Origin of the sequence: Chitinophaga sp. (assembly GCF_035761305.1) — a bacterium.
In the GTDB taxonomy this organism is placed as follows: Bacteria; Bacteroidota; Bacteroidia; order Chitinophagales; family Chitinophagaceae; genus Chitinophaga.
This window is the reverse complement of sequence record NZ_DASTRI010000216.1, coordinates 1-24,776: the sequence shown is the minus strand read 5'-3', so window position 1 is coordinate 24,776 and position 24,776 is coordinate 1. Positions and strand designations below refer to the sequence as shown.

Below are 24,776 nucleotides of genomic sequence, written 5' to 3'. Positions count from 1 at the left end.
GGAAGAGTGGCAGCTACCACCCTATCCCGTAATCTTCCCCGTGGTTGCTGGAGCCGCCCCAGAAGCTGCCGTGCTGCCAGTCAAAATAAATGGCGTTAATAGGGCCGGAGGTGCGCTCTTCAAAGTCCATCTTATACCCCATCTGCTTTAGCTCTTTCCGGGTCCAGAAGGGCGTGTTTTCCTGCAGGGTTAACCCGCCGGGCTTGCGCTCATGCCCGCCAAAAGAGGAGTACATCTGGTAGCTGTTAAAGTTGGCGGCTTCTGTAGCTTCCTGCACATTCATGCCAAACTCCACCACATCCAGGAAAAACTGCAGCAGGTTCTGATCCTGGCTGTCGCCGCCCTGCACGGCAAAGGCCAGGAAGGGCTTACCATCCTTCATAGCCAGTGTAGGCGTTAATGTTACCCTGGGATGCTTACCGGGCTCCATTACGTTAAAGGGGTTTTCGTTTTCATCCAGCACAAAGCTTTGCATGCGCTGGCTCATGCCCACACCGGTATGGCCGGCAATGGTGGCGGGGATCCAGCCGCCACTGGGCGTTACAGATACTACCCATCCTTCCTCATCGGCCGCTTCAACAGAAGTGGTGCCGCTCAGGAAAGTTTGCAGAAAGGGATCATCCGGGCCATGAATGGGTTCATCCGGTTTATACACCGCGGTATGGCCCCAGGTTTTCAGCAGGTTAAAATAAGGGTTTTGCTTACCGCCGCCTTCAAACGGGTAGGGATCGCCGGGGCCTATCATGGTATCGTTTTTTTCCATGTTAATGCTGCGGGCGCGTTCCTTTGCATATGCTTTAGACAGCAGGCCCTTCATAGGCTCCTCCGGTGGAAAATAAGGATCGCCGTAGTAAAAGTCACGGTCGGCAAAGGCCATGCTCATAGCCTGGTACACGGTATGTATGTAGCGGGTAGAGTTATAGCCCATGCCCTTCAGGTCAAAATTCTCCAGTATGTTCAGCGCCTGCAGCATGGCGGGGCCCTGCGTCCATTGCGACAGCTTATATACCTCAATGCCTTTATAGGTGGTCATTAACGGCTCTTCTATATGCACTTTCCAGCTGGCCAGGTCCTGCAGGGTAATAAGGCCGCCCTGCTCCTTACAGCCGCGTACAAACTCCTGCGCAATATCGCCTTTATAAAAGCGGTCGTATGCTGCGTACAGCGCTTCCTTGCGCGATTTGCCTTTTTTCAGCGCGTTCTGCTCGGCGTCTACCATTTTCTGCAGGGTAGCCAGCAGGTCGGGCTGGTGAAAGATTTCGCCGGCATCCGGCGCCACGCGGGCGCGGTTGGGATGCGTAAAGAACACTTGTTTGGAGTAAGGCCATTGCGTGATCCATTTACTGTTTGCCTGTATATAGTTAGCGGTTTGCGCTTCTATAGGATAGCCTTTGGCCATTTCCATGGCAGGGGCCAGCACTTCTTTCAGGCTTTTGGTGCCATATTCCGCCAGCATGGTAATAATGCCGCCCGGCGTGCCCGGCGTAACGGCAGAAAGCGGCCCGTACTCCGGCGGGTACCGCATGTGCTTACCTTTATAAAAAGCAGGAGTAGCACCGGTAGGCGCTACTCCCAATGCATTAATGCCAATCACTTTTTTTGTTTTGGGGTTGTAAATAAGCGCCTGTGTTTCGCCGCCCCAGCTCAGCACATCCCACATGGTGGAGGTGGCGGCTATCATGGCGCAGGCGGCATCTACCGCGTTGCCACCCTGCTGGAACAGCATGGCGCCGGCGGTGGCGGCCAGCGGCTTACCGGTAATAGCCATCCAGTGCTTACCGTGTAAAACAGGTTTTTGCGTGCTTTGGCAAAGGGCCGGCAGGGGCAGGCATAGCAGCAGCAGGATAACAGGGGATTTTCTCATAGCATATAGATATTGGTTGCAATACCAATAAAAATACGGCTTTGTTATTTGTTATGCTGCTAAAATAGATGAACGGTTTTACTGGTTTTCGAAATATTCAAAAGCGTCAATAATATCCAGGTAGGCGCCATCAAAATGGCTGTCCAGTATCTTTTGCAGGTAAGAAGTGCTGTTGCCGTATATAAGGCCCTGCCAGCCCGCATCCCAGTATGCCACAAAATAATTGCCGCCCCAGTCCGGGTCTTCCGCTGCAATAAAAGGCGGGTTGCCTACGCCCCAGCCCTGCTGCCAGTAGTACCGGTAATCTTCTGCTTCACCTATGGACATGTAGCAGATCACCAGGCGTTTGCCCCTGTTGGCCTTTGTTTTCAGCCGGTCTATTTCCGCCGCGGTGAACGGGTTGTTGGTGTCCATGAACAGGTCTATAAGCACTACATCGTAATTGGTGGCGCTAACCGCATTAATGAACTGTGTTTTGCTGCTGTAGTGCTGGGGGTTAATGAGGTACAGGAAATTTTTTGCCTGCGCCAGGCTGGTAATGTTACTACTGTTTACGGCATAGGGTTGTGCAGGATAGGCAGGAATGTTATCCAGCTCACGATGGCTGGCGGCAAAGGATATATAGCCGTTACTGTTATTGCTGCTGTAGGATTTGTCCATTTTGGCCTGGGTGCTGCAATAGTCAGTTACCAGTATTTTTTTGCCTGCTTTGATACGGTCCAGGTATTCGCGCAGGTACATATTATCATCCGATGGCGTAGGTACGTTATCATCTGTATACCCGTAAAAAAGATCCTCCTGGCCTACGCCGTCAATGGCTTGTATATAGGCCTGGGCAAGGGTGCCGTCGCTTTCGCCGTTGGTGGTGATCAGCTCAATACCATTTTGCGGGATGATGGCAAACTGCGGGTTGCGCGCCTTTGCATACCGGCTGATGTTGATCACAAAGTTGCGCATCTCTTCCCGGTAATCAATTACGGCAGGTGTGGCGGCTGAATGTGTATTGGAGGCTGGCAGTGTGGCCGGGCTTGGCATGTCGGCATGCGAGCAGCCCGTCATACTTAATAAAAAAGGCAATGCCGCCAGCAGCGGGTAAGTGGTTTTCATAAGATAGGTTTATTGGTTGTATATAAAACGTTGTGACAGGTAAAATGTTATGCAGCTATAATAAACTAAAGACAAGAGGTGTTATAAGTAATGGCTACTCAATAAACTAACAAATGCGGAAATCAAAAATAATTGTTAAAAAAAATTATGAAAAATCGTTTTAGCTATTTAAATTTGATCACAACCAATTGAAGAACTAGATGTATGTAGCTGGATTGTTTTAAAGGCCCGTGTAGCAGTGACATCCCCGACTCCGCGTTATCAGTAAAGAAAAACTAATGCCTGAGAAAAATCCGTGAGCCTATTTCCATAAGAATGTTTATCGTTACGAAGCAAATTTGAAAATTCCACAATTATTGCACATGCAGGTTCAAACTTTACTAGCAAAAGGGCATGCCATACGCATGCCGGTACTTTATCCTTACAAGTTTCCACCGTCGCTTTTACAACGCCGATCATTGATCCCGCACAGGATCAGTAGCTAAACTGTTTCCGTAAAGCAACCTTATTAGGCCCTGAAACGTAAGCCCCGCTTACGTAAGGGATCTGTATTGCTAAATCTCCACTTATGACAACACATTGTTACGCCGCCCTTCGCAAAGGGACGGCAGGGGCCATCTTTTGCCTGCTGCTATACGCCGGCGGCTATGCGCAAAGCGTGTACAAAAGCAAAGATACCAGCAACTTTTCCTCCTCCACAGACAGCATTGGCTGGTTAAAAAAAGTACCGCTGCAGGCCAGGGACACTATTGGTTATTTTCCCAACAACGAGCTGTTCCTGCATAACAATCCCGCAGGCGCCATATCCGGGGTGGATATGAATGAAGTAAAAAAAATGCCTTACACCAGCATTGACCAGATGCTGGCCGGCAGGGTAACGGGCGTGGATATACGCATGCCCAGCGCCGAACCGGGCAAACGCACCAGCGTATTTATAAGAGGCGCTGCTACCCTGCTGCTCAAGAACAGCGACCTGTTTTACGCGCAGCCTACCTATATAGTAGATGGCGTGCCGCTGGTGCCGGACCATCCCTTCCCGTACGACATACAGCGTTTTGACTTTAACCGCCTGGGAACGGAAAGCACCCTGCTGGGCTTTTTGGATGTAAATGATATTGCCAGCATTGAAGTGCTGAAAGATTTTGCCGCCGGCGCCCAATATGGCCCGCTGGCAGCAAACGGCATTATTAATATTACCACCAGGGGCCCGCGCTCGGGCCGTATGAAGGTATCGGTAAACTCGTGGATAGGGCTTTCCCTGAAACCTGTTACACATACGGTGAACGGAGAATATGAACGCAACTTCCGGCTCCCGTTCTACGAAAAATATGCTAATGAAGCGCAATGGCGCAACTTTCCACGTTACCTGGCAGACTCCACCCAGGCCCGTTATTTTGGTGCGGCAGACTGGGACGACCTGTACTACCGCAACGCATGGAGCAACGGCATACAGGCAGCTGTAAGCGGAGGTAACCGGCTGGCTAACTTCCGCTTCAGCCTGGGCCGTTCGGTACAGCAGGGCGTGGCCGACCATACCGGCATGAACCGGTACGACATTAACTTTGGTATAAACCTGATGCCGGTACGGCACCTGATGCTCACCACCTATATCAGCGGCGCCACGCTTACCCGCAGCCGTAACCAGTTTATACGCGACCGCGCCGGCGATGAAGATTACCTGGTGAACTTTGAAAACCCGCCATCGCCCAACAAAGCGTACCTGCAGCAGTATTATACCTACCTTAAAGACGGGCTTAACAAAAACCGTAACAACAATGCGCGCATACTGGCCAATGCGCACTACACCATTGGTACAGACTGGTCGCTGAACGCCCGCTTCAGCATCGACTACGGGCAAAACTTCCGCGACCTGTTCCTGCCTACTACCATTAACGACGGTAATAACTTTGTATCTAACTTTGACGGGCTAAGCCGGCGCATGACGCTGGATAACTCCATCCGCTACGACCATACCTTTGTAAGCAAGCACCACCTGGATGTAACTTTGGGGCAGTACGCGCTGTGGGATAAGTGGCGCTATGACTACGGCAAAGCATACAAGGGCCGCAGCGATTATATTAAGATATATAAGCCCGGCGACGACTCCAACAAGGAAGGCGTGTTTGGCAACCTGCGCCTGCAGGCTAACTTTAAAGACTACACGCAATCCAACCTGGCTTCTTTTTACACCAACATAGGTTATAATTACCTGGAAAAATATTTTGTTACCCTGTACCTGCGTGAGGATGGCAGCTCAAACGTACCGGCCGGCAGCCGCTGGCTGTTTTCCCCCACCTTATCCGCAGCATGGAAAATAAGCAATGAAGATTTTCTGCACGGCTTAGGCTGGCTAAGCAATTTGAACCTGCGAGCCAGCTACGGCCGTGTAGGACGTGTTCTCATGGACGAGTATTACAAAGGCGGCCCCATTTACAACGTGGACATCGGCTGGGACGGTACTCCCAACCTGGCAACCTATAACGCTTTCCCGGCCATTAACGCTGCCTTTGGCACCGGCTACGTAACCGGCAACCTGAAATGGCCTTATGTAGAGCAGCTGAATGCAGGAATAGACATAGGCCTGCTGCACAACCGCATCCGCGCCACGCTGGATGTGTATTCCAAAACAGACCGCGACCTGCTGCTGAAAATACCGGTGATGGAGGAAAGCGGCTACACCGGCATTGTAAAGAACGGAATGGACATCCGCAATTATGGTTATGAAGCAACGGTAGACGCGGACATTATCCAGGGCAGCAAATTCGGATGGAGCACCGGTATTGCCGCCTACACCAACCAGAACAAGCTGCTGGCCATGCCGGATGGCGTAACCGATATGGTAATAGGCAACCACCGCCTGCTGGTGGGCAAGCCTACGGACCGTTACTGGCTGTTGGTGAATAACGGCATTTATAACAGCGACGCCGACGTACCCGTAAACCCCGCCAACGGCCACCCTATGACCTACCAGGGTGTACCCCTGCATGCGGGCGATCCTATATGGAAAGACCAGAACGGCGATTACGTGATCAACGATGGCGACCGGGTAATGAAAGGCCGGCAGGTACCTGCGGTACAGGGTTATTTCAGCAACACCTTCCGTTACAAACAGCTGGAGCTGCAGGTGCTGTGCAGCTATGCCTTTGGCCGCAAGATCATTAACCAGGCCATGGCCGACCGCTTTGACTTTGCACAGCGCGAAGGGCTGGATGATATAAAAGGCATTAAGGAAGTGAACTTCTGGGCCCGGGTAGACGGCGATTACAACAAGTACCCGCTGTACAATCCCTGGAGCGCAGTGAATGCCTACCAGCCCGACCAGACCCTGTTCCTGGAAGACGGCTCGTTTGTGAAGCTGCGCGCCGTAACGCTCACCTATAACCTGAACCTTCCCTGGATGCAGCGCGCCGGCATTGAGCAGCTGCGGGTGTACGGCACCGCCAATAACCTCTGCACCTGGACCCGCTACTCCGGCGGCGACCCTGAAGCAGTAGACTACTTTGGCTATGACCAGGGCTATTACAACTGGCCTGCGCCGCGCAGCTTTTCCGTTGGCTTCAACTTTCAATTCTGATCCTAAAAAATCATCGGCATGCGATATACAATTGTAATACTATCCGGTTGGCTGCTGCTGGCCTGCGCCTGCAGCAAAATGCTGGACCAGCCTTCCAAACGGGCGCTCACAGAGGAGAACATGTGGCAGAATAAGAACGATGCCCGCGCCGCTACCTACGGCTGCTATGCCTTACTGCGCGCCGCGTTGATGAATGAAAATGCGCACTGGGTGTACGGCGACCTGCGGGGCGGCGACTTCCGCGCTACCCAACGCGGCGACCTGCAGGCACTGGTGGACAATAACCTCAACGCCAGCTATGCTACTGTTGATCAGTGGCGCGACTGGCGCCGGTTTTACGCCGCCATTGCCCAGTGCAACCTTACCATTGACCGGTTGCCGGAAGTGCCCAGGCACGACTACCGCTACTCAAATAATGATATGGAGCTGGACCGTGCCCAGGTGCGTTTCCTGCGCGCTTTCCTGTACTATTATATTGTAAGGGTGTGGGGCGATGTGCCGCTGATTACCACGCCCACCGACGGCACGTTTACGCCTACCCCAAGAACCGACTGGCGGCAGGTGCTTGACTTTGCCATCCAGGATGCGCTGGCCGCCGCCTATGGATTGCCGTGGAAATACAACGGGCAATCGCCCGAACAGCAGGGCGACTACCAGGGCCAGGGCGAAGGCCACCATACCGATATATCGGCCACCCGCGGCATGGCCTACACCCTGCTGGCGCACCTGTACGCCTGGAAAGGCGATTATGCCAGCGCCCTGCAGTACACCCGGGCCGTAATAGATAACCAGGGGCAAACCGGCTACAACTTTGTAAGCACGTCGGACCTTACCCGCCTGGACGGCTCGTTCCGCGGCCGCGGCTTCAGCAACATTTTCCAGGTAGACCTGAACTTTGACCACGCAGAATACTCCACCACCGGGCAGCTGGAAGACTGGACACTGCGCTCCCCGGACATTCCCAAAAGCCAGTCGGAAATATATGTGCCCAAAGACAGCATACTAAGCATTTACAGCGAAAGCGGCGACCAGCGCGCCACCATGTTCTTTAGCCAGCTGAACGACGCCTATCCCGTGTTTTATAAAATGAAGCAGGTGAACAGCGCCGTACAAAATCCCACGCTGCGGTTTTATACATCCGCTATCATCATTTTCCGGTATGAGGAGCTGTACCTGCTGCAGGCAGAATGTAAAGCGCGTTTAGGCATGCCCGATGCCGTGGGCGATCTTAACAGCATACGCACACGGCGCGGCTTAAAGAACCTGCCGGGCACACCCACGCAACAAGCCCTGCTGGACGCCATTTTCCTGGAACGCCGGCGGGAGCTGATAGGCGAAGGCTGGTACTGGTTTGACCTGGTGCATTTCAACAAGGTAGCGCAGTATACGCACTTTACGCAGGCCGATGTAAATAACGGCGCTGCCTACTGGCCGGTATCTAAACAGGCGCTTTCCACCAACAGCGCGCTGGTACAAAACAATTTCTGGAAATAAAGCTTCCTGTTATGAAAAAGAGCTTACAATATTTAACCACCTGCCTGGCCGCTTTGCAAAGCAGCTGCCTGCAACAGCCCGCCCGTGCGCTGTTGTGGAGCATGCTGGTGCTGCTGCTGGCCGCAGGCTGTGAAAAGGATAATACTTACCGCAACGCCAAACCCACCGCTGCCGTGCCGGTAAGCACCTACGATTTTTTAAAAAGCCAGCAGGGCTTATATGATACGCTGCTATACCTGGTTGATAAAGCCGGGCTTACTGATACGCTGAAAAGCGGCAACATTACCTTTTTTGCGCCGCAGGACTACAGCATAAAAACAGCCCTGTACAACCTGAACTTCACCCGCGGCAAATACAGCTTTCCCGGTAACTGGACGCTGGATAGCGTACCCACGGCAGTATGGGACACCCTGCTGCGCCGGTATATGATGCGGGGCCAGGTAACCTCCGACTCCCTGCAGTATGCGGATGGCGTAGCGCTCACCTCCATGGCGTACGATTACCAGATGAACGGCAAATCCGTACCCACCGCGGCATCGGGCATTGCCGGCGGAGGCCCGCTGGTGCTGCAGTTCAGCGATATGAACCGCTCGCGCTTTACCAGGGACTGGTCAACCTCCATTACGCAAAGCATAGACCTTAAAACAGCCAACGGCTACCTGCATGTGCTGGAAAGCAAGCACGTATTCGGCTTTATTTCCCTGGTGCCCATGGCCTTCCCATATTCGCTGAACCCCATACAATCGCCGTACCTGGGCTTACCATCGCCCATACCCGGCACCATTGAGTTTGAAGATTATGACGATGGCGGCGAAGGACTGGCCTACCATGACAACGATGCCGGCAACAACGGCAACCAGTACCGCACAGAAGCAGTGGACATTGAGAACTGCAGTGAGGGCAGCTATAACGTAGGCTGGACCAATGGTGCGGAGTGGCTGGAATACACCGTAGATGTAACGGAAGCAGGCACCTATAACATTGCCATCCGCATAGCCTCCGGCGGCGGAGGCGGCAACTTCCATTTTGAATTTGACGGTACAGATCTGAGCGGCAGCGTGCATTGCCCCGACACCGGCGGCTGGCAGAACTGGATTACCGTTAACGCCACCGTAACGCTTAAAGCCGGCAAGCAGGTAATGCGGTTTTATGAGGAAACCGGCGGTTTCAACGTCAACAAAATGACTTTCATCAAAATTTAATCAGCGCACTATGCAACGTAATAAAATCCATCTCATTTTACTCCTGCTATCGGGCATTGCCATGGCAGGGTGTTACAAAAATATGGTGCCGGATGAAAAAGACTTTTTCAGTACCAACATGAATTACAACCGCACCAACTTTCCCGTGAACCTGGGCCGCACAAACGTGTACTCCTATATTTTTAATGCAGACTATTCCACGCAGCCGCTCACCTTTACGCTGGAGAATATTCGCCATGCCGACAGCAGCGCGGCGCCGGAGCTGCAGGAGAACGTAGCCGCCCGCCAGTGGAAAGACTATTACAGCGGCAAAGAAGCTACCATTGCTGAAATTGAGGCCAAGCGCACCACCGAGCAACGGCCCGTGCTGGATATACGCCCGCACTCCGGTGAAATATTTTTCTGGAATACCGACTCCGGCCGCGTAAAACCGGGCCTGTATTACTTTGATGTGCGTGTAAAGAACGGCGGCGGTGAAAAGGTGTTCAGGAACATGGTGCTGGATGTGCGCCGTCCCAAACCTTACGAGCCGTATGAGTTTGACGATATTACCGGCGTTCGCAAAGCGCCGGACCAGGGCGGCATTACGCACCCCGACATCAGCGGCGTGGTAGACCAGTATAACCTTACCCTGCCCCGCGACAGCGTAGTTGTGTACTTCCGTAAAACAGACATTAAGGGCAATACGCTCACCTTTAAAATATTTGACGCAGACTCCCTGGCCATTCCCTTTTCACGCTTCAACCTTACCCAATGGGACAGCCTGCGTTACCGCAGCAACATGATAGGGCAGGACATTGCCTTTGGCTTTAACCGGCGTATGAGTGAGGACAGCACCGTGCTTACCTACGACGTAACCAGTCCCTTTCCCATGCTGGCCGACGTTTCCGGCAATTCCGACAAAGCTTACATCGCCTTCCAGTACAACCGTGTTTCCTTCGGGCACCGGTATAATGCGGGCATAGGGCTCAGCTTTGCCATTTATGAACCCGGCGACTGGGAAGTGATTTTCAAGTTCAGGGTAAATCCAAAATTTCAGGACGATTAAAATTTCCACGTTATGCATAAACGTTATTACAACATACTGGCATTGCTGGCTATACCCCTGCTGTTTTGCAGCAGCATAGCGCTTGCACAGCAAAAGATCACGGTAAAAGGCCGCATACAGGATGCCATCAGCAGGGAAGGGCTGCCTGGCGTAACCATCATAGATGTGCAGGAGAAAAAGGGATTGGGGCTGACAGATGACCGGGGCAATTTTTCTTTTAGCATAGAGCCGGGGAAAATGGTGCAGTTCCGTTTTGTAGGCTACAAGGATCAAACGGTCAAGATCACAAAAGGTGTAGTGAACCTTTTTCTGACACCCGAAAACCGGTCGCTGAAAGAAGCCGTGATCGTGGGTTACCAGAAGCGTACCAAGGAAACGGTATCAGGCTCCGTAGCCGTTATCTCCGGCCGCGATCTGCAGGACGTACCGGTATCAAGTGTGCAGGAGCTGCTGCAGGGCAAGGTTGCGGGGTTAAACATACAGAATAACACCGGTGCGCCGGGCTTCCGCGGCACCGTATCTATACGCGGCATATCGCAGCTGAGCATTACCGGCACCGGCGACCAGACCTACCTGGCCACCAATAATCCACTGCTGGTAATAGACAATGTGCCCGTGGATTATGACGGCGGCTTTTCACAATCCATGCTGCAGCCGGGCGCCGCTACCGGCCCCCTGGCGCTGATACCGCCCGATGATATACAGTCCATAGAGATCATGAAAGATGCGCAGGCCACTTCGCTGTACGGGTCCCGCGGCGCTAACGGCGTAATAGTTATTACCACCAAACGCGGTAACTCGCCCACCCCGGTGATTGATGTGAACAGCAGCATATTCATTAACCTGGCGCCGCAGCTACGGCCTACCTGGGGCGGCAGCCTGGAAAGGCAGTTCCGCATTAACTCCATCCTGTACCACAGCCGCAATATGCAGGAAGCGCGCGACCGGCTGGAAAACTCGCAGTTCCTTACAGACAGCCTGAATAATTTCTACAACAACTCTACCAACTGGCAGGGCCTGTTTTATCAAACCACCATCAATACCCAGAACAATGTGCAGATAAGCGGCGGCAGCCCCAAGCTGAACTATAAAACCAACCTGTCGTACCAGCGTAACCAGGGCGTTATCAAAAACACGGGCTTTGACAAATACAGCCTGAACATGCAGCTGAACATACAGCCCAGTACCCGCCTGCGCATCAGCACCCAGCTGTTTGGCGCGCTGGGACAAAAGCAGCGCGGCAACGGCGGCGGCTTAACCGGCAACGGGGCAGGCAATGCGTTTACCTCCTCCCTGCTGCCCGGCCCGTCACAGTTTGTAGGCAACCCGCAGTTTGAGGGGTATGAGAACAATATGGATGATAACAACACCATTAACATACGCGGCTTTGTGGATATGGATTATGAGCTGTTCCACAACCTTCGCGTGAACTCCATTACATCTTACGACTACTATACCGATACCCGCGACCGTTTTAACCAGGCGTTTGCCAATAATAACCAAACCCTGTTATACGGCTTTGTGGGCCGCCACGATGAGCTGAACACCCGTAACGGCGTTAACTATAACTACAGCAGCGATCCCGCCAACGTAGAACGGGGGCACAACCTGTACGCCAGCGTGTTCAGCGAGGTGAATATTAAAACCGATAACCAGCACATACGCGATGTGCGCAACGGCCCCAGTGATTATTTCTGGGGGCCGCGCGGCTACTCCCCGCGCTTTTACCCGGGCAATCCCTGGAACGACGCCTCCAACAACAACGACAATGGCACCAGCGTGTCTTACCTGTACCATGCATTATCCTGGGCCGGTTTTATTTCCTATAACTTCCGCACCAAGTACAGTATAGACCTTTCTTACCGGCTGGACGGCAACTCGTCGGCCGGTATCAATAACCCCTATACGAAAAACCCGGCCATTGGCGTACGCTGGAACTTTGGCAAGGAGAACCTGATGCGGCGGTTTAACTGGCTCGATTATGGCTCCATACGCGTAACCTACGGCTCCAACAGCCGTGCAGCCGCCACGCTGCCAAACTTCCTGGGCATTTACCAGGTGTATAACAACTATAACAACAGCCCCGCCATTGCCCCGAACTTTGATGTAATGGCCAACCAGTCGCTGGAGCCTGAAAAGTCAAACCAGTTCAACTTTGGGGTAGACCTGGGCCTGTTCAAGGGAAGGCTGGAGTTTATTTACGATACCTATTTCAAAAAATCGTTTAACCTTATTCGTGATCTGTACCTGCCGGATGTTACCGGTTTTAACCGTGTGCAGGTAAATGGCGCCAGCGTGGTAAACTACGGGCATGAGCTTACTATTACCGCGCGGCCCATTACCTCGGCCAACCAGCAGCATTTTCAATGGATGATAAGCGTGAACGGCGCTTACAACCGCGGCGTGCTCACAGAGCTGCCCGGCGGCCTGCAGTTTTACCGGCAGTCGCAGGGCGCTCCCTATTATGAAGAGCTGGCGCTGAAGGTAGGGCGCAACCCCATCAGCAACTACCTGTATCAAACGCAGGGCATTTATTCCAATACCGCCGATGTGCCGGTAGACCCTGTGCGGGGCGTACGTTATAAATCGTTCCGGGGCAACGGCATCCAGTACTTCCAGGGCGGCGACCCGCGCTGGCTGGATGTGAACGGCGACTATGCGCTGGACGATGCCGACGATAACGTGATCACCGGTAACCCGGACCCGCTGGTAACCGGCGGCATAACCAACACTTTCAGCTACCGCAATTTTGCGCTGAACATCTTTTGCTCTTACCTGATAAAGCGCAGCATACTGAATAATGCCATGGCTGCGCGCCTGTACCGCGCAGAATACCCCGAATCGCTGAACATAACCGGTACAGCGGAAGGACCGGTGAACTATTACGATCTCTCTAAAATAGATTACTGGAAAAATCCGGGCGACCAGGCGCAATACCCCGCTGTTGGCGACATCACCCATGGCAGGGATGTAATTCCCAACCGCCTGGACCAAACGCTGTTCCAGGAAGACGGCTCCTACTTTAAGCTGAACCAGGTAACGCTGAGCTATACTTTCCGCAACCAGGATTTTATGAAGCGTTTGAAAATGCGGATGCTCAGAACCTACATCACAGCTTACAACGTAGGCATCTTTTCGCCCTACTCCGGTCCTAACCCGGAAACGGTAACCTCCCTGGGCCGCGACGACATTAACGGGTACCCCTCCGCCACCAGCTTTGCTGCGGGCCTTGCGGTACAATTTTAATCTGCAAAAAGATGAAGATCATGCAAACACATATTAAAACAGGGCTGCTTATTGGCTTGCTGGCGCTCAGCGTTTCGTGCAAGAAGTTCCTGGAAGTAAGGCCGGTAGACACGCTGTCGGGCAGCGAGTTCTGGCAAAACCAGGACGATGCGCTGAAAGGTATTAACGGCGCTTACCGCCTGCTGCTGGATAAATTCCTGGAGTCGACCCTTTACAATACCGGCGATTTCCGCGCCGGCTGGTGGAACTGGTTTAACAAACGCAACCTGGCCGCCCTTGGCCGCAACGACCTGCTGAGCGGTGACCTGGGCAGCTCCGACGGATCGGACCGGCCCAAGAACTGGACACAGTTTTACAAGGCCATAGCCGCCGCCAACCTGTGTATAGACCGCATTCCCGGCATACCCGATCCTGCGTTCAGCCAGCAGAACCGCAAGGCGCTGGTGGCTGAAGCGCGATTTATACGCGCCTTCACCTACTTCTACATGGTACGGCTATACGGAGATGTGCCGCTGCAGCTGAACCCTTATGAAACAAACATTAAGCCGCGGGCTGATATGCTGGCGGTGCTGGACACCTGCATACAGGACCTGGGCAGCTGCGAGCAGGACCTGCCCATATCCTACGACGACCCTACCAACCGCGCGGTGCGCGCCACCCGCGGCGCCGCGCTTACTTTAATGGCGCATATGTATATGTGGAAGGCCGGCTTTGACGCCGCACATAAACAGCAATACTGGCAGCAGGCCGCTGACCTGGGCAAACAGGTGATGGACCTGGGCGTGTACCAGCTGCTGCCCTATGAAAAGGAAACCTTTCAGACCATTTTCAAAGGCCGCTCCCTGGAAGGCATTTTTGAGCTGTCGCTGGATATTAACTACGGCGTGCAGTTTCACTCCCTTATAGCGCAGTGGGTGCTGCACGAACCTGTTATACACAGCAGCGGCAACCTGTATGGCGGCTTTGGCTCGGAGATAACGCCCAAGCGGGAGTTCCTGGATAAGATATACCCCTCCGGCGAGTCAGATAAACGTTTTGACCTGTGGTTTGATGACCCGTACAGCAACGCCAACCCGCAGTCGGCCATGTACCTGAAGTTCTCATCCGTATCTAACCCTACCACGCGCGATTATGACGCTAACTTCATTATGTTCCGCTATGCCGGCCTTATACTGCTGCGGGCAGAAGCGCTGGCCAACCTGGGGCAAAATGCAGAAGCCATTACGCTGCTGAACATGATACGCACCCGCGCCGGCGCCCGCAACTACAGCGGCAGCGGCGGCCCTGCCCTGCAGGACGCTATTTTCCTGGAGCGTACCAAAGAGCTGTGGGGCGAAGGGCACTTCTATTACGACCTGGTACGTACCGGCCGCGTAATGGACCGCAACCAGTGTGAGGACTACCTCACACCGGAACAGTTTCAGCGCCGCGGCTGGACCTGGCCCATTGACCTGAACGCCGTAAAGAACAATCCACTGATCATTCAAAACGAATTTTGGTCCAGATAAAACCTGTGTTATGAAAAAATTATGGTCCATTACCAGCCTGCTATTGCTTACCATACTGCTGTTCAACGCCTGCAAAAAAGATTATTATGTAGATGGCGGCCTGGCGGAAGCGCATTACAACGGCAGTATTTATGATTACCTGAAAAATACGCCTTACTGGTTTGATACTATTACGTATATCATTGACCGTGCAGGCATGAAAGATATGCTGAGCAACGACTCTGTTACTTTCTTTTCTCCTACGGACGATGCGGTAAAAGTAGTGATGAATGATCTGAACGATTACCGCTACTACAGCGTAGAAGACTCTGTGCACCTGGAGGACATTGACCCGGAGGTATGGCGGTACTTCCTTTCCATGTATGTGCTCAAAGGGAAATATCTCGCCAAACAGTTTGCGCGGGTAGACCCTGTTAACATATACGCCTATCCCGGCATTAACTATGTAATGGATAACGGCTATGTGCTGAACATAGGGCTGATCTACGAAAACTACAATAACGTAGAAGCCGTGGGCGCACGTATTATACGACTTACAGACATCACCTACGACCCGCAGAATTTTCAGAACAACCCATCCACCATTATTGCCACCTCCGACATACAGCCCACCAACGGCGTGCTGCATGTGCTGAACAATAACCACGTATTTGGTTTCCGGGGCGGCAGCTTTGTGAGGATGGCAGAACAATACCTGTTGAGATAAAAATATTATGCGATGACAATACTTCGATTTTTTACAGGATTACTGGTAGGCATTATTTGCATGCAGGCCTGCAGCAAGGATGAAGTGGCCACCAGCGGTAAAGACCCTTACAGGGACACGGTAACGCCCGCAATCCTCATCAGCAAAGGCGGCGTATCGCCGGACAGGGGACACGTTAACGACGAGATCATTATCCGTGGCCAGGGCTTTAAAGCGCACCAGCACGAGCTTTCTATCCTGTTCAACGGGCAGCCCGGCACATTGCTGGAAGTAAGCGACTCTACCGTAAAGGTAAAAGTACCGCCCTATGCAAGTACCGGCAACATTAACGCCCAGGTAGGGCAGCAGTATTTCTTCGGGCCTTTTTTCCGCGTAATGGGACCCATGGAAATGGACACAGTATATCCCAGTTCCCGCGGAGCGGACAACACCATACAGGACATTATTCCCGTGGAAGGCGGCAAGTACCTGATTGTTGGCGACTTTACCAATTACGACAATGCCAACATTGACGGTGGTGTGAACCGCGTGGCGCGTATTAACAGCGACGGCACCATTGACCGCTCTTTCCGTTACGGCAAAAACACCGGATCGCCCGCCACCGTAATAAGGGCCGCCATGCTGCCGGATGGAAAATACCTGGTAGCCGGCAGCTTTGCCAGCTATGAAGGGCTGCCCTATGTAAGCAGCATTGCACGCCTGTATAATACCGGTGGCCTGGAAACCGAGAACATTACCCGGCCATCGGGCAAGGTGCAGCCGGTATCTGTGCTGAAAGGCGGCGTGTCCGGCGTGGTAACGGGCCTGCATGTGCAGCCGGATGGTAAGATGATTGTAATAGGTTACTTCCGTTATTATGTAAAGCCCAACTACAACCTGGTAACAGTAAACGGCGCCGACTCCCTTCACCTGGACTCTACCATGGTGAACTTTATGGCGCGCCTGTACCCCGATGGCACGCTGGACACCTCTTACAACTACGACCTGCAAAACCACCGTGGCAAGGAAGGCGTGAACGGCAGCATCAACAAATCTATTTACCTGCCGGATGGCAAGGTGCTGATAGTAGGCACTTTTACCAAGTATAACGGGCAGCCTGCGCAGCGCATAGCCCGTATTAATACAGACGGCAGCCTGGACCCCACGTTCAAAAGCAGCGCCGGGGCCAACTTTCCCATTTACGATGTAGCGCAGCAGCCGGATGGCAAGCTGATAGTAGCGGGGCTGTTCACCACCTATGCAGGGGTAACGGTGCCGTATATAGCCCGCCTGCTGCCCGACGGCGCACTGGACCCATCACTACAGGTAGGCAAGGGCGTGGACGGTGCCGTGTATAACATCAGCATTATGCCGCAGGGAGAAATATTGCTGAGCGGCTCCTTTACGAAATTCAATGATGTAACACGCAATAACGTGGTGGTGCTGAACCCCGACGGCAGCGTGCACCCGGCCTATAATACCAACGGCGGTATTAACCTGGGCACCAATGATGTAAACGGGGCTTTTGCCAAAGTGCTGCAGCTGCCGGATGAACATGCCATGCTGGCCGTTGGCAGCTTTACAAAGTTTGATTTCCGGCAGTGCAACCGCATACTGCGTATCAAATACCAGTGATGCTATGCGCTGATCACGCGGTCACCGGCGCCGGGGGCCGCTGCCCTGCGGGGTGTTGCCAGGCGCTGTACCACTATGCTCACCAGCACCATAGCCGCGCCGCCTATGCAGAAAAGCGGCCAGCCGCCCAGGTTCCAGAGGCCAATACCAACGGCCGAACCACAGGCGCCGCCGATAAAGGTAGCGGTCATAAATACGGTGTTAAAACGGTTACGCGCCTCCGGCATAATGGAGTAAATAATGGTTTGGTTGGAGATTTGTATGGTCTGGTGCCCTACATCTACCAGCACTATGCCCAGCACCAGCATCCACAGGCTGCTGCCGGTGAAATAGAATACCACAAAGCTGATTAGCTCCATGACCAGTCCTATCCATATATTCTGCTGTGTGCCCTTGCTGTCGCTGCGCTTACCCACCAGCGGCGATGCAAGGGCGCTGGCGGCGCCTGCCAGGCCAAACAGGCCAATGGTAGCGCTTTTAAAACCAAACGGCGGCGCCGAAAGGAACAGCACCATTGTAACCCAGAAAGCGCTGAGCGCGGCAAAGCTCATAAAGTTGCGGAAGGCGGCCAGCCGTAACGCCGGTTGTGTGCGAACATAATGTAACAATGAGTGCATCAGCTGCCCGTAAGTACCGTTAAAAGCAGCCCTGCTTTCGGGGAAGCGCAGGCGCATGAACACCACCAGCACCGCGCAAATGCCTGCCGCCATAAAATAGATCTCCTGCCAGCCGAACACGGCTCCCAGGCTGCCGCTGATAGAGCGCGACGCCAGTATGCCCACGATCAGGCCGCCCATAATAGTGCCGATAACGCTGCCGCGGTTCTCATCAGAAGCCAGGTGCGCCGCCAGCGGCAGTATGAGCTGTGCGGAAATGGAGCTGAGCCCGATCAGGAAGCTGGCTGCCTCCAGCACCCAGAAGCTGGGCGCCAGCGCCGCCAGTGACAGCGACAGCATAGCGCCTACCGTGCAAAGGATGATTTGCCGGCGGCGTTCCATAATATCGCCCAAAGGCACCAGCAGCAGCAGGCCGCAGGCATAGCCTATTTGCGTAAGCCAGGCAATACGCCCGGCGCGGCTTTCGGGTATATGAAAATGTTGGGCTATCAGTACGATCAGCGGCTGGCAATAGTAAATGTTAGCTACCACCAGGCCGCAGCAGGCCGACATAAAAAGCGTATCTGACCTCTTTAACGATTGGCTGTGCATGGTTCCATAATTTTCAGGCCCTGCAAAGCTAGAAAAAAGTAGTAGCTTAATCCGTTACAATATGCTCCCCGGTTTGTAATTTAAAGCTTATGATACGGATACCATTTGCGCAGCTGGAGCAAACATTTACTAAAGTACTGCTGCAGCTGAACTTTCCTGAAAAAAGGGCCGCCCTGTGCGCTCATATTTTTGCCGCCAACAGCCGGGATGGCGTGCATTCCCATGGGTTGAACCGCTTCCCGGTGTTTGTACAGTACGTAAAGGACGGGCTGGTGCGGCCGGATGCAGAACCTGCGCTGCTGGAAAAAAACGGCTGCCTTGAAACCTGGACCGGCAACCTGGGGCCCGGCATGTATAACGCTACCGTATGTATGCAGCGCGCCATTGAGCTGGCAAAAGAGAACGGCATTGGCTGCGTGACCATACAAAATACCAACCACTGGATGCGGGGCGGCACCTACGGCTGGCAGGCAGCCAATGCCGGCTGTATAGGTATTTGCTTTACCAACGCCATTGCCGGCATGCCGGCCTGGGGCGGTATAACGCCTGCGCTGGGCAACAACCCGCTGGTAATAGCTGTGCCGCGGCCACAGGGCCACGTGGTGCTGGACATGGCCATGTCACAATTCTCTTACGGCAAAATGCAGGAACATGAGCTGAAAAAGGAAGTATTGCCCGTAGTGGGCGGCTATGACGATAACGGGCGGCTCACTACCGACCCGGCTGTGATACGCCATAATAAACGCGCATTGCCCATTGGCTTCTGGAAAGGATCGGGACTGGCTATGGTGCTGGATGTGCTGCTGGTAGCGCTGAGCGGCGGCCGCTCCACTGCACAGATAACGGCGGATAAAAAAGAGTTTGGCGTATCGCAGTGTTTTATTAGCCTGTACAAGCCTGACCTGCACGCCGCGTTAATAGAAGCAATACTGCAGTACACCCGTAATGGCGCGTCGGCGGTAGCAGGCGGCCGTATATCTTACCCTGGGGAAAACACACTGCGCAACCGCCTGCAAAGCGAGCAGGAGGGAGTGGCGGTAAATGAGGAGATGTGGGCGCAGGTACAGGGAATGGTGGTATAAAAACTGTTTAACCATGAAACCATACATTGTTTGCCATATGCTCTGCTCTGTTGACGGCAGAATACAAACGGAACACTGGCCATACAAAAGCTTTCCGGCATATGAAAGCACCGGCCGGCAGGAAGAGGCAGACGCATGGCTCTGCGGCAGGATAACCATGCAGCAGCATTTTGCAGCGCCCCTGCCCACGCTTGCCAGCGCCGGCAAAACCATGCAGCGGATAGACTACGTGGCCAATGCCGGCGCCCGCTCCTTTGCGGTAGCAATAGACGCGCATGGCAAGCTGGGATGGGACCGCCCTGAAATTGACGGCGACCATGTTATTACCGTGCTAACGGAGCAGGTGCCGGATGCATACCTGGCCTACCTGCAGCAACAGGGCGTATCTTACATTTTCGGCGGCCGGCAGCAGCTTAACTTCAGCATTGCGCTGGAAAAGCTGAACCGGTTGTTTAACATACAGAAAATAAAGCTGGAAGGCGGCGGTGCAATAAACGGCGCCTTCCATGCAGAGGGATTAATTGACGCATACAGCATTCTTTACTTTCCTATAGCCGATGGCACCAGCAGTCCAACGGTGCTGGACACGGATAAGAAAGCAGCGCAGCTGCCGGCAGTGCCGCTGCGGCTTATACATCTTGAGCAGCTGGAGGATGGTATTATATGGGCAAGGTATGAGGTGGTGAAATAAAAATGCTACACCCGTTCAAAAGTATCTGCTCCTGTCACAAAGGCTTCCCATATACCGGCGGTTTTCTTTGTTGCAGGCACGCCTTCGGCACCGGCAACGAGCTTTTCGTTAACCGCCACATGCCATAAGGTTTCTATGCGCCCGTTGCGGAGAATGCCGGTCCATGAAGCTACCTTTCTGCCGCCCTCACCCATAGCTGCAAAAGCAATAAGGTCATTGCTGCAAATGCCGGTTACAATACCTTCCTTAACACCCGGATCTACTGCCGACTGAAAGGTGCCTTTAATGCGGCCCGCTTCCTCAGCTTCAATTGTAAGTACAGAACCATATTGATTTTTCCAGGTGCCGGTCCAGCTGGTGTTATTTTTACTTTCCATACAAAATCGGGTTTTAGGAGAAGGCAGCATATTGTATGCCATGGGTTAATCTTCCCGGCTACCATCATCGGCCATACGTACCATTTTAGGCGTAAAGGTGGCCACCACATCCACAAGATTTTGCTGGGCTGCCATTACAGTATGAATGTCTTTATAAGCCATAGGTGCTTCATCCAAACCAGCACCTATTAAGGTTACTTCATGCGCTTTCAGCACTGCTTTAAAATCCGCCTTTGATATCTCTTTAATAGCTTTAGTACGGCTCATTTGCCGGCCGGCGCCATGGGAAGCGGAGTTTATAGACATTACATCGCCCTTACCCCGTACCAGGAAACCAGGGGCCGTCATGCTGCCCGGAATAATACCCATTACGCCTTTACCGGCCGGGGTAGCGCCTTTCCGGTGAACAATCACATCTTCACCCTTCCAGGTTTCTTTCCAGGCAAAGTTGTGGTGGTTCTCAATGGTTCCCAACACCTGGCCGCCAATAGCCTGTGCTATTCTGCGATGGATAATAGCATGGCAGGCAGAAGCATAATCACCAGCCAGGTTCATGGCCAGCCAGTACTCCTGCCCGGCTGCAGTGTTCATATCCAGGTAGGCCAGGTGAGCAGCTTCCTGCGGCAGCTTGCACAGCCCCTTTGCCAGCCGTGTGTAATAACCTGCAATAGTAGCGCCGAGGCCCCGTGATCCGGAGTGGGTTAACAGCGCCAGGTAAGTGCCTGCGTCAATGTTCAGCGCTTCGTCCTTTTCCGCAAAGTGAAGCATTCCAAATTCCACAAAGTGGTTGCCGCCGCCGGAGCTTCCCAGCTGGCTCCAGGCTTTTTCATGCAGCTGTTTGATAAATGGCGTCAGGTTAAACTCTTCCCGTTCCAGCACTGCATGATCTGCCTTATACCGGCCATGGAAGCCGGCACCTGCGCCGAACTTGGTTTGCGCTATCAATTCCCTTTTATATTTAGCCGTATTTTCCAGGAAATGTTGTTGTGGTATATCAAAGATGGTAAGCGCCATCCGGCAGCCAATATCTACACCCACACCGTAAGGTATAATAGCATTCCTAGTGGCCAGCACACCGCCAATCGGCAGGCCATAACCCTGGTGAGCATCGGGCATCAGCGCACCTGCTACTGTTACCGGCAGCTTCATGGCCGTAGCCATTTGCTTATGTGCACCATCTTCAATATGCTCGGCCCCATAAACCGTATATCCCAGGGCGTTAGTTACCAGTGCGATGGAACCGGCAGCAGTACGGGCCGCTTCTACCAGCTGTGTAGCCAGTGACTGCAATATTGAGTGGTTCAGATAGCTTTCGGGTTGTTGCTTTACAGCCTGCAGTAAGGCCAGTACATCCGCTGTTTCCATGGCCGTAAGGTCCGGATGATGCAACAGCTCCAGGGCAGTACCCAATGCAGGTCCCTGTTCGTAGCCAATATTCAGTAAATGAGTGCCGTTTATAATTGTTTTCATTTTTCAGTTTTTAAAGATGATTGTAAAGAGCATTCCGCATGTTTACCAGGATAGCGGTTATCTTTTCCTTGTCCGGTGCTTCGGGCAGTTTGCTATTGTCATAGGCGTCCGTTGCCTGGTCCATCAGTGTATTGGCCATTTGCAGCAGGGCATCATACTCCAGGTCGCCGGCTTTTATTGCAAGCAACGCTTCCCGGTTAATGCGCCTTACCTGTAATTGACGGGTGGTAGCAATTTCAAGGGCCATCTGCAGCAGGCGTATAGTGTGCATCAGGTTTTTGGCATCATAGCCTTTGCCATGCTGCATGTTACCCTGGTAGCGCTGCTCGTTACGCTTTTCTACCCAACTCCAATACTCCCTGTACTCTTTGCAATAGGCTGAATAGCTTTCCAGGTTAAAGTACAGGTAGGCTTTCATTGTTTCTCCTTTAGGGATGGAAGACAATGCTACATCGTCGGCCGAGCGGTCGTTTACAATTCCCTTATATGAATATGTTCCGTTTTCATCATAGAACAGCGCGTATAATCCTTTTGTATGGGCTATGCTGCTAAGACCGCAATGCTCCTCTCTATATCCACGATCCTGTAGCCACTCCCGCAGCGGGGTAGCCCCAGCGCTTTCCAGTATGAAACAGCAATCGGGCACTATTTTACGTTCGGGCGCTACCGGGTTCACGATCTTCTTTTTATATCCTCTTGCCTTTCTTATCTGGGTAACGGCATAACCGGCAAAGGTATCTTTGCACAGTTTGGACAGGAACATGCTTACATGCAACTGCTCCATAACCGGGTGCCGGTACAGCACACAATCCTCCGGCGTAGCCAGCAGCTCAAGCATATTGGGATTGTTTTTCAGCAGCAGCTCCACAAAACGGCCCAGCTCATAATACACTTCATCATTGGTTTCATTGCTTAGCTGGCGCGGATAGTCCAATCCGTAAAATTGCTCCCGGGGCACATAATACACGCCTTTAAGGTCGGTATCAGAGGTGGGGGTATGAAGGCCATAGGCGCGGCTACCGCTGATGCACTCAAACAGCAGCCAGCCTTTTGCCTTTATTTCTGCTATAGTCATAGCTCTGCAGGTTTTTTATAAAAAACTCGTCTAATGGCGCCAGTTCAAAATGGCTGCGTTGCATACCGGCCGACTCTGCGGTTATGCGCGAAAACGCGGTGTTTATCCATGCGTGCAGCCCAGCAGGTATCGTTATCAGGGCACCTTCCGCTGCATTGGCCTTCCACGCTATTAGCTCCTGTACCTGTTCCTGCAATAAGGCTGGCAGCAGCTCCAGCAGCGGTGCTATGGCCATGGGTGCTATACTGTTCCTTTCCAGATTCCACATAGCGGCCAGTAACGGGCGTAGTATATAAAAAAGCTTCTTTATTTTTATTTCATTCACCTGTCCTATGGCAGCCAACGCGCCATTAGCTATACCAAGATAATGATGTATATTGGACCGCTGGCTAAAGTACCGTGAGCACAGCGCCCACAAAGTTTCCCTGAACCCCTGCGCTTCCTTATATATTACAGGCGACTGCAGCCACTCAAATGGTGTAGTGTTTGATTTTTTTATCAGCTGCAATACCTTGCGAAGGTCCCAACCGTATATGTCCAGCTCATCGCTTATGGGAAATCCCAGGTTATCTTTACCGGCCTGTATGGACAGATAGCTGGCAGCAGGGCGCAGGTATATGAATCTTACATCATAATCGCTGTCTGGCGATGGAAAGCCCCAGGCCCTGCTGCCTGACTCACAGGCAAACAACAGCTGTATACCGTTTGCAGCTGCTATCTGTTCCAAACGGTTTATTATCGTTCTTTTCATTTTATCGCGTTTTAGTCTTTCGTTAATACATCGGCAGCGGGGCAACCGCTGTGAGGGATCTTGCTGATGCAAAGATGACTACCTATGTGCGCAGCTCACCTGCGCACATATGAATATTCTTTAAGCAATTTTAAAACGCTATGTTTTACAGCTTCTTATACTGAGAAATAATTTTTCCAGACTATGGTTGCGGTTTAACTGCGCAGCCCCATTGCGTAGTTAAAAGCATTCGGCTATCTTTGGGCTGCGATCTAAACCTTTTTTCATGTAAAACAACCGGGTTCTGCCCTGTTATAATGTAACCTGTATGTCCGTTAATAAATTAGCGTTGATGCGCTATAAGACCATTGACACGTGTTTGCGGAACCGTTACCGCAAATGGACGCTGGAGGACCTTATTGAAAAAGTGTCCCATACCTTATATGAACAGGAAGGCATTACCTCCGGAGTAAGCCGGCGTACCATACAGGCAGATATACAGGTAATGCGCAGCGATAAACTGGGATATAATGCACCTATTATTGTGCAGGATAAAAAGTATTATTCCTACAGTGATCCTGCGTATAGCATTACCAGTGCGCCGGTTAACCATGCAGATGTAGAAAAGATGAGGGAGATTGTTGGCGTGTTGAAGCAGTTTAACGGCTTCAGTTATTTTGAGGAGATGAGCGAGATGATAACCCGCCTGGAAAATAACCTGTACTGCCATACACATGAAGGGCGTAGTTGCATACAGTTTGAGAACAACCGGCTGTTAAA

The 24,776-nt window shown here is 52.6% G+C and carries 17 protein-coding genes and 1 pseudogene; 11 read left to right on the top strand and 7 right to left on the bottom strand.

Going from position 1 to position 24,776, the window contains the following annotated elements:
* Nucleotides 1-13: 13 nt before the first annotated feature.
* Both VFS25_RS18110 and VFS25_RS18105 read right to left on the bottom strand, forming a co-directional pair.
* Entirely contained in the window at nucleotides 14-1,864 is a 1,851-nt protein-coding gene (locus VFS25_RS18110) for a gamma-glutamyltransferase family protein (RefSeq protein WP_326463578.1), read from the bottom strand.
* Nucleotides 1,865-1,942: 78 nt separating this feature from the next.
* A complete protein-coding gene (locus tag VFS25_RS18105) occupies nucleotides 1,943-2,971 on the bottom strand; it encodes an endo alpha-1,4 polygalactosaminidase (RefSeq protein WP_326463577.1) in 1,029 nt (342 codons plus the stop codon).
* Between the two features lie 568 nt (nucleotides 2,972-3,539).
* Here VFS25_RS18105 and VFS25_RS18100 point away from each other — a divergent pair.
* Genes VFS25_RS18100 through VFS25_RS18065 form a run of 8 tightly spaced genes read left to right on the top strand, consistent with a single transcriptional unit; the run spans nucleotide 3,540 to nucleotide 17,363 of the window.
* Nucleotides 3,540-6,545: a SusC/RagA family TonB-linked outer membrane protein gene (locus VFS25_RS18100; protein WP_326463576.1), complete on the top strand. Its 3,006-nt coding sequence runs from the start codon at nucleotides 3,540-3,542 to the stop codon at nucleotides 6,543-6,545.
* An 18-nt stretch (nucleotides 6,546-6,563) separates the two neighbouring features.
* Nucleotides 6,564-8,039, top strand: a complete 1,476-nt coding sequence (locus VFS25_RS18095; protein WP_326463575.1) for a RagB/SusD family nutrient uptake outer membrane protein — start codon at nucleotides 6,564-6,566, stop codon at nucleotides 8,037-8,039.
* An 11-nt stretch (nucleotides 8,040-8,050) separates the two neighbouring features.
* The gene (locus VFS25_RS18090) at nucleotides 8,051-9,241 is read left to right on the top strand and encodes a carbohydrate-binding protein (protein ID WP_326463574.1); all 1,191 of its coding nucleotides are present in this window, start codon (nucleotides 8,051-8,053) and stop codon (nucleotides 9,239-9,241) included.
* Nucleotides 9,242-9,251: 10 nt separating this feature from the next.
* The gene (locus VFS25_RS18085) at nucleotides 9,252-10,289 is read left to right on the top strand and encodes a DUF5007 domain-containing protein (protein ID WP_326463573.1); all 1,038 of its coding nucleotides are present in this window, start codon (nucleotides 9,252-9,254) and stop codon (nucleotides 10,287-10,289) included.
* A 12-nt stretch (nucleotides 10,290-10,301) separates the two neighbouring features.
* The gene (locus VFS25_RS18080) at nucleotides 10,302-13,535 is read left to right on the top strand and encodes a SusC/RagA family TonB-linked outer membrane protein (protein ID WP_326463572.1); all 3,234 of its coding nucleotides are present in this window, start codon (nucleotides 10,302-10,304) and stop codon (nucleotides 13,533-13,535) included.
* A gap of 20 nt (nucleotides 13,536-13,555) precedes the next feature.
* Nucleotides 13,556-15,043, top strand: a complete 1,488-nt coding sequence (locus VFS25_RS18075) for a RagB/SusD family nutrient uptake outer membrane protein (RefSeq protein WP_326463571.1) — start codon at nucleotides 13,556-13,558, stop codon at nucleotides 15,041-15,043.
* Between the two features lie 10 nt (nucleotides 15,044-15,053).
* On the top strand, nucleotides 15,054-15,749 hold the full coding sequence (locus tag VFS25_RS18070; RefSeq protein ID WP_326463570.1) for a fasciclin domain-containing protein: 696 nt from the start codon (nucleotides 15,054-15,056) through the stop codon (nucleotides 15,747-15,749).
* A gap of 12 nt (nucleotides 15,750-15,761) precedes the next feature.
* Nucleotides 15,762-17,363: an IPT/TIG domain-containing protein gene (locus VFS25_RS18065; RefSeq protein ID WP_326463569.1), complete on the top strand. Its 1,602-nt coding sequence runs from the start codon at nucleotides 15,762-15,764 to the stop codon at nucleotides 17,361-17,363.
* Between the two features lie 2 nt (nucleotides 17,364-17,365).
* Here VFS25_RS18065 and VFS25_RS18060 read toward each other — a convergent pair whose 3' ends face one another.
* Nucleotides 17,366-18,571: an MFS transporter gene (locus tag VFS25_RS18060; RefSeq protein ID WP_326463568.1), complete on the bottom strand. Its 1,206-nt coding sequence runs from the start codon at nucleotides 18,569-18,571 to the stop codon at nucleotides 17,366-17,368.
* Between the two features lie 89 nt (nucleotides 18,572-18,660).
* Here VFS25_RS18060 and yiaK point away from each other — a divergent pair, with 89 nt between their 5' ends.
* Together yiaK and VFS25_RS18050 are read left to right on the top strand one after the other, a co-directional pair.
* Nucleotides 18,661-19,653, top strand: coding sequence for a 3-dehydro-L-gulonate 2-dehydrogenase (gene yiaK, locus VFS25_RS18055; RefSeq protein WP_326463567.1), 993 nt, complete (start codon nucleotides 18,661-18,663; stop codon nucleotides 19,651-19,653).
* 13 nt (nucleotides 19,654-19,666) lie between these two features.
* Complete coding sequence (locus VFS25_RS18050) at nucleotides 19,667-20,344, top strand: dihydrofolate reductase family protein (protein ID WP_326463566.1); 678 nt, start codon at nucleotides 19,667-19,669, stop codon at nucleotides 20,342-20,344.
* A 5-nt stretch (nucleotides 20,345-20,349) separates the two neighbouring features.
* On the opposite strand, the gene VFS25_RS18045 is transcribed toward VFS25_RS18050, so the two are convergent.
* The 4 genes from VFS25_RS18045 to VFS25_RS18030 are packed head-to-tail and all read right to left on the bottom strand — an operon-like array spanning nucleotide 20,350 to nucleotide 24,017.
* A complete protein-coding gene (locus VFS25_RS18045) occupies nucleotides 20,350-20,721 on the bottom strand; it encodes an avidin/streptavidin family protein (protein WP_326463565.1) in 372 nt (123 codons plus the stop codon).
* Between the two features lie 45 nt (nucleotides 20,722-20,766).
* On the bottom strand, nucleotides 20,767-22,191 hold the full coding sequence (locus VFS25_RS18040) for an RtcB family protein (RefSeq protein WP_326463564.1): 1,425 nt from the start codon (nucleotides 22,189-22,191) through the stop codon (nucleotides 20,767-20,769).
* Nucleotides 22,192-22,201: 10 nt separating this feature from the next.
* A complete protein-coding gene (locus VFS25_RS18035; protein ID WP_326463563.1) occupies nucleotides 22,202-23,266 on the bottom strand; it encodes a nucleotidyltransferase domain-containing protein in 1,065 nt (354 codons plus the stop codon).
* Entirely contained in the window at nucleotides 23,223-24,017 is a 795-nt protein-coding gene (locus tag VFS25_RS18030) for a nucleotidyltransferase domain-containing protein (RefSeq protein WP_326463562.1), read from the bottom strand. The genes VFS25_RS18035 and VFS25_RS18030 overlap by 44 nt, the downstream gene beginning before the upstream one ends.
* Before the next feature lie 307 nt (nucleotides 24,018-24,324).
* On the opposite strand from VFS25_RS18030, the pseudogene VFS25_RS18025 reads away from it, so the two are divergent.
* A pseudogene (locus VFS25_RS18025) lies at nucleotides 24,325-24,776 on the top strand (WYL domain-containing protein); the annotation flags it as partial.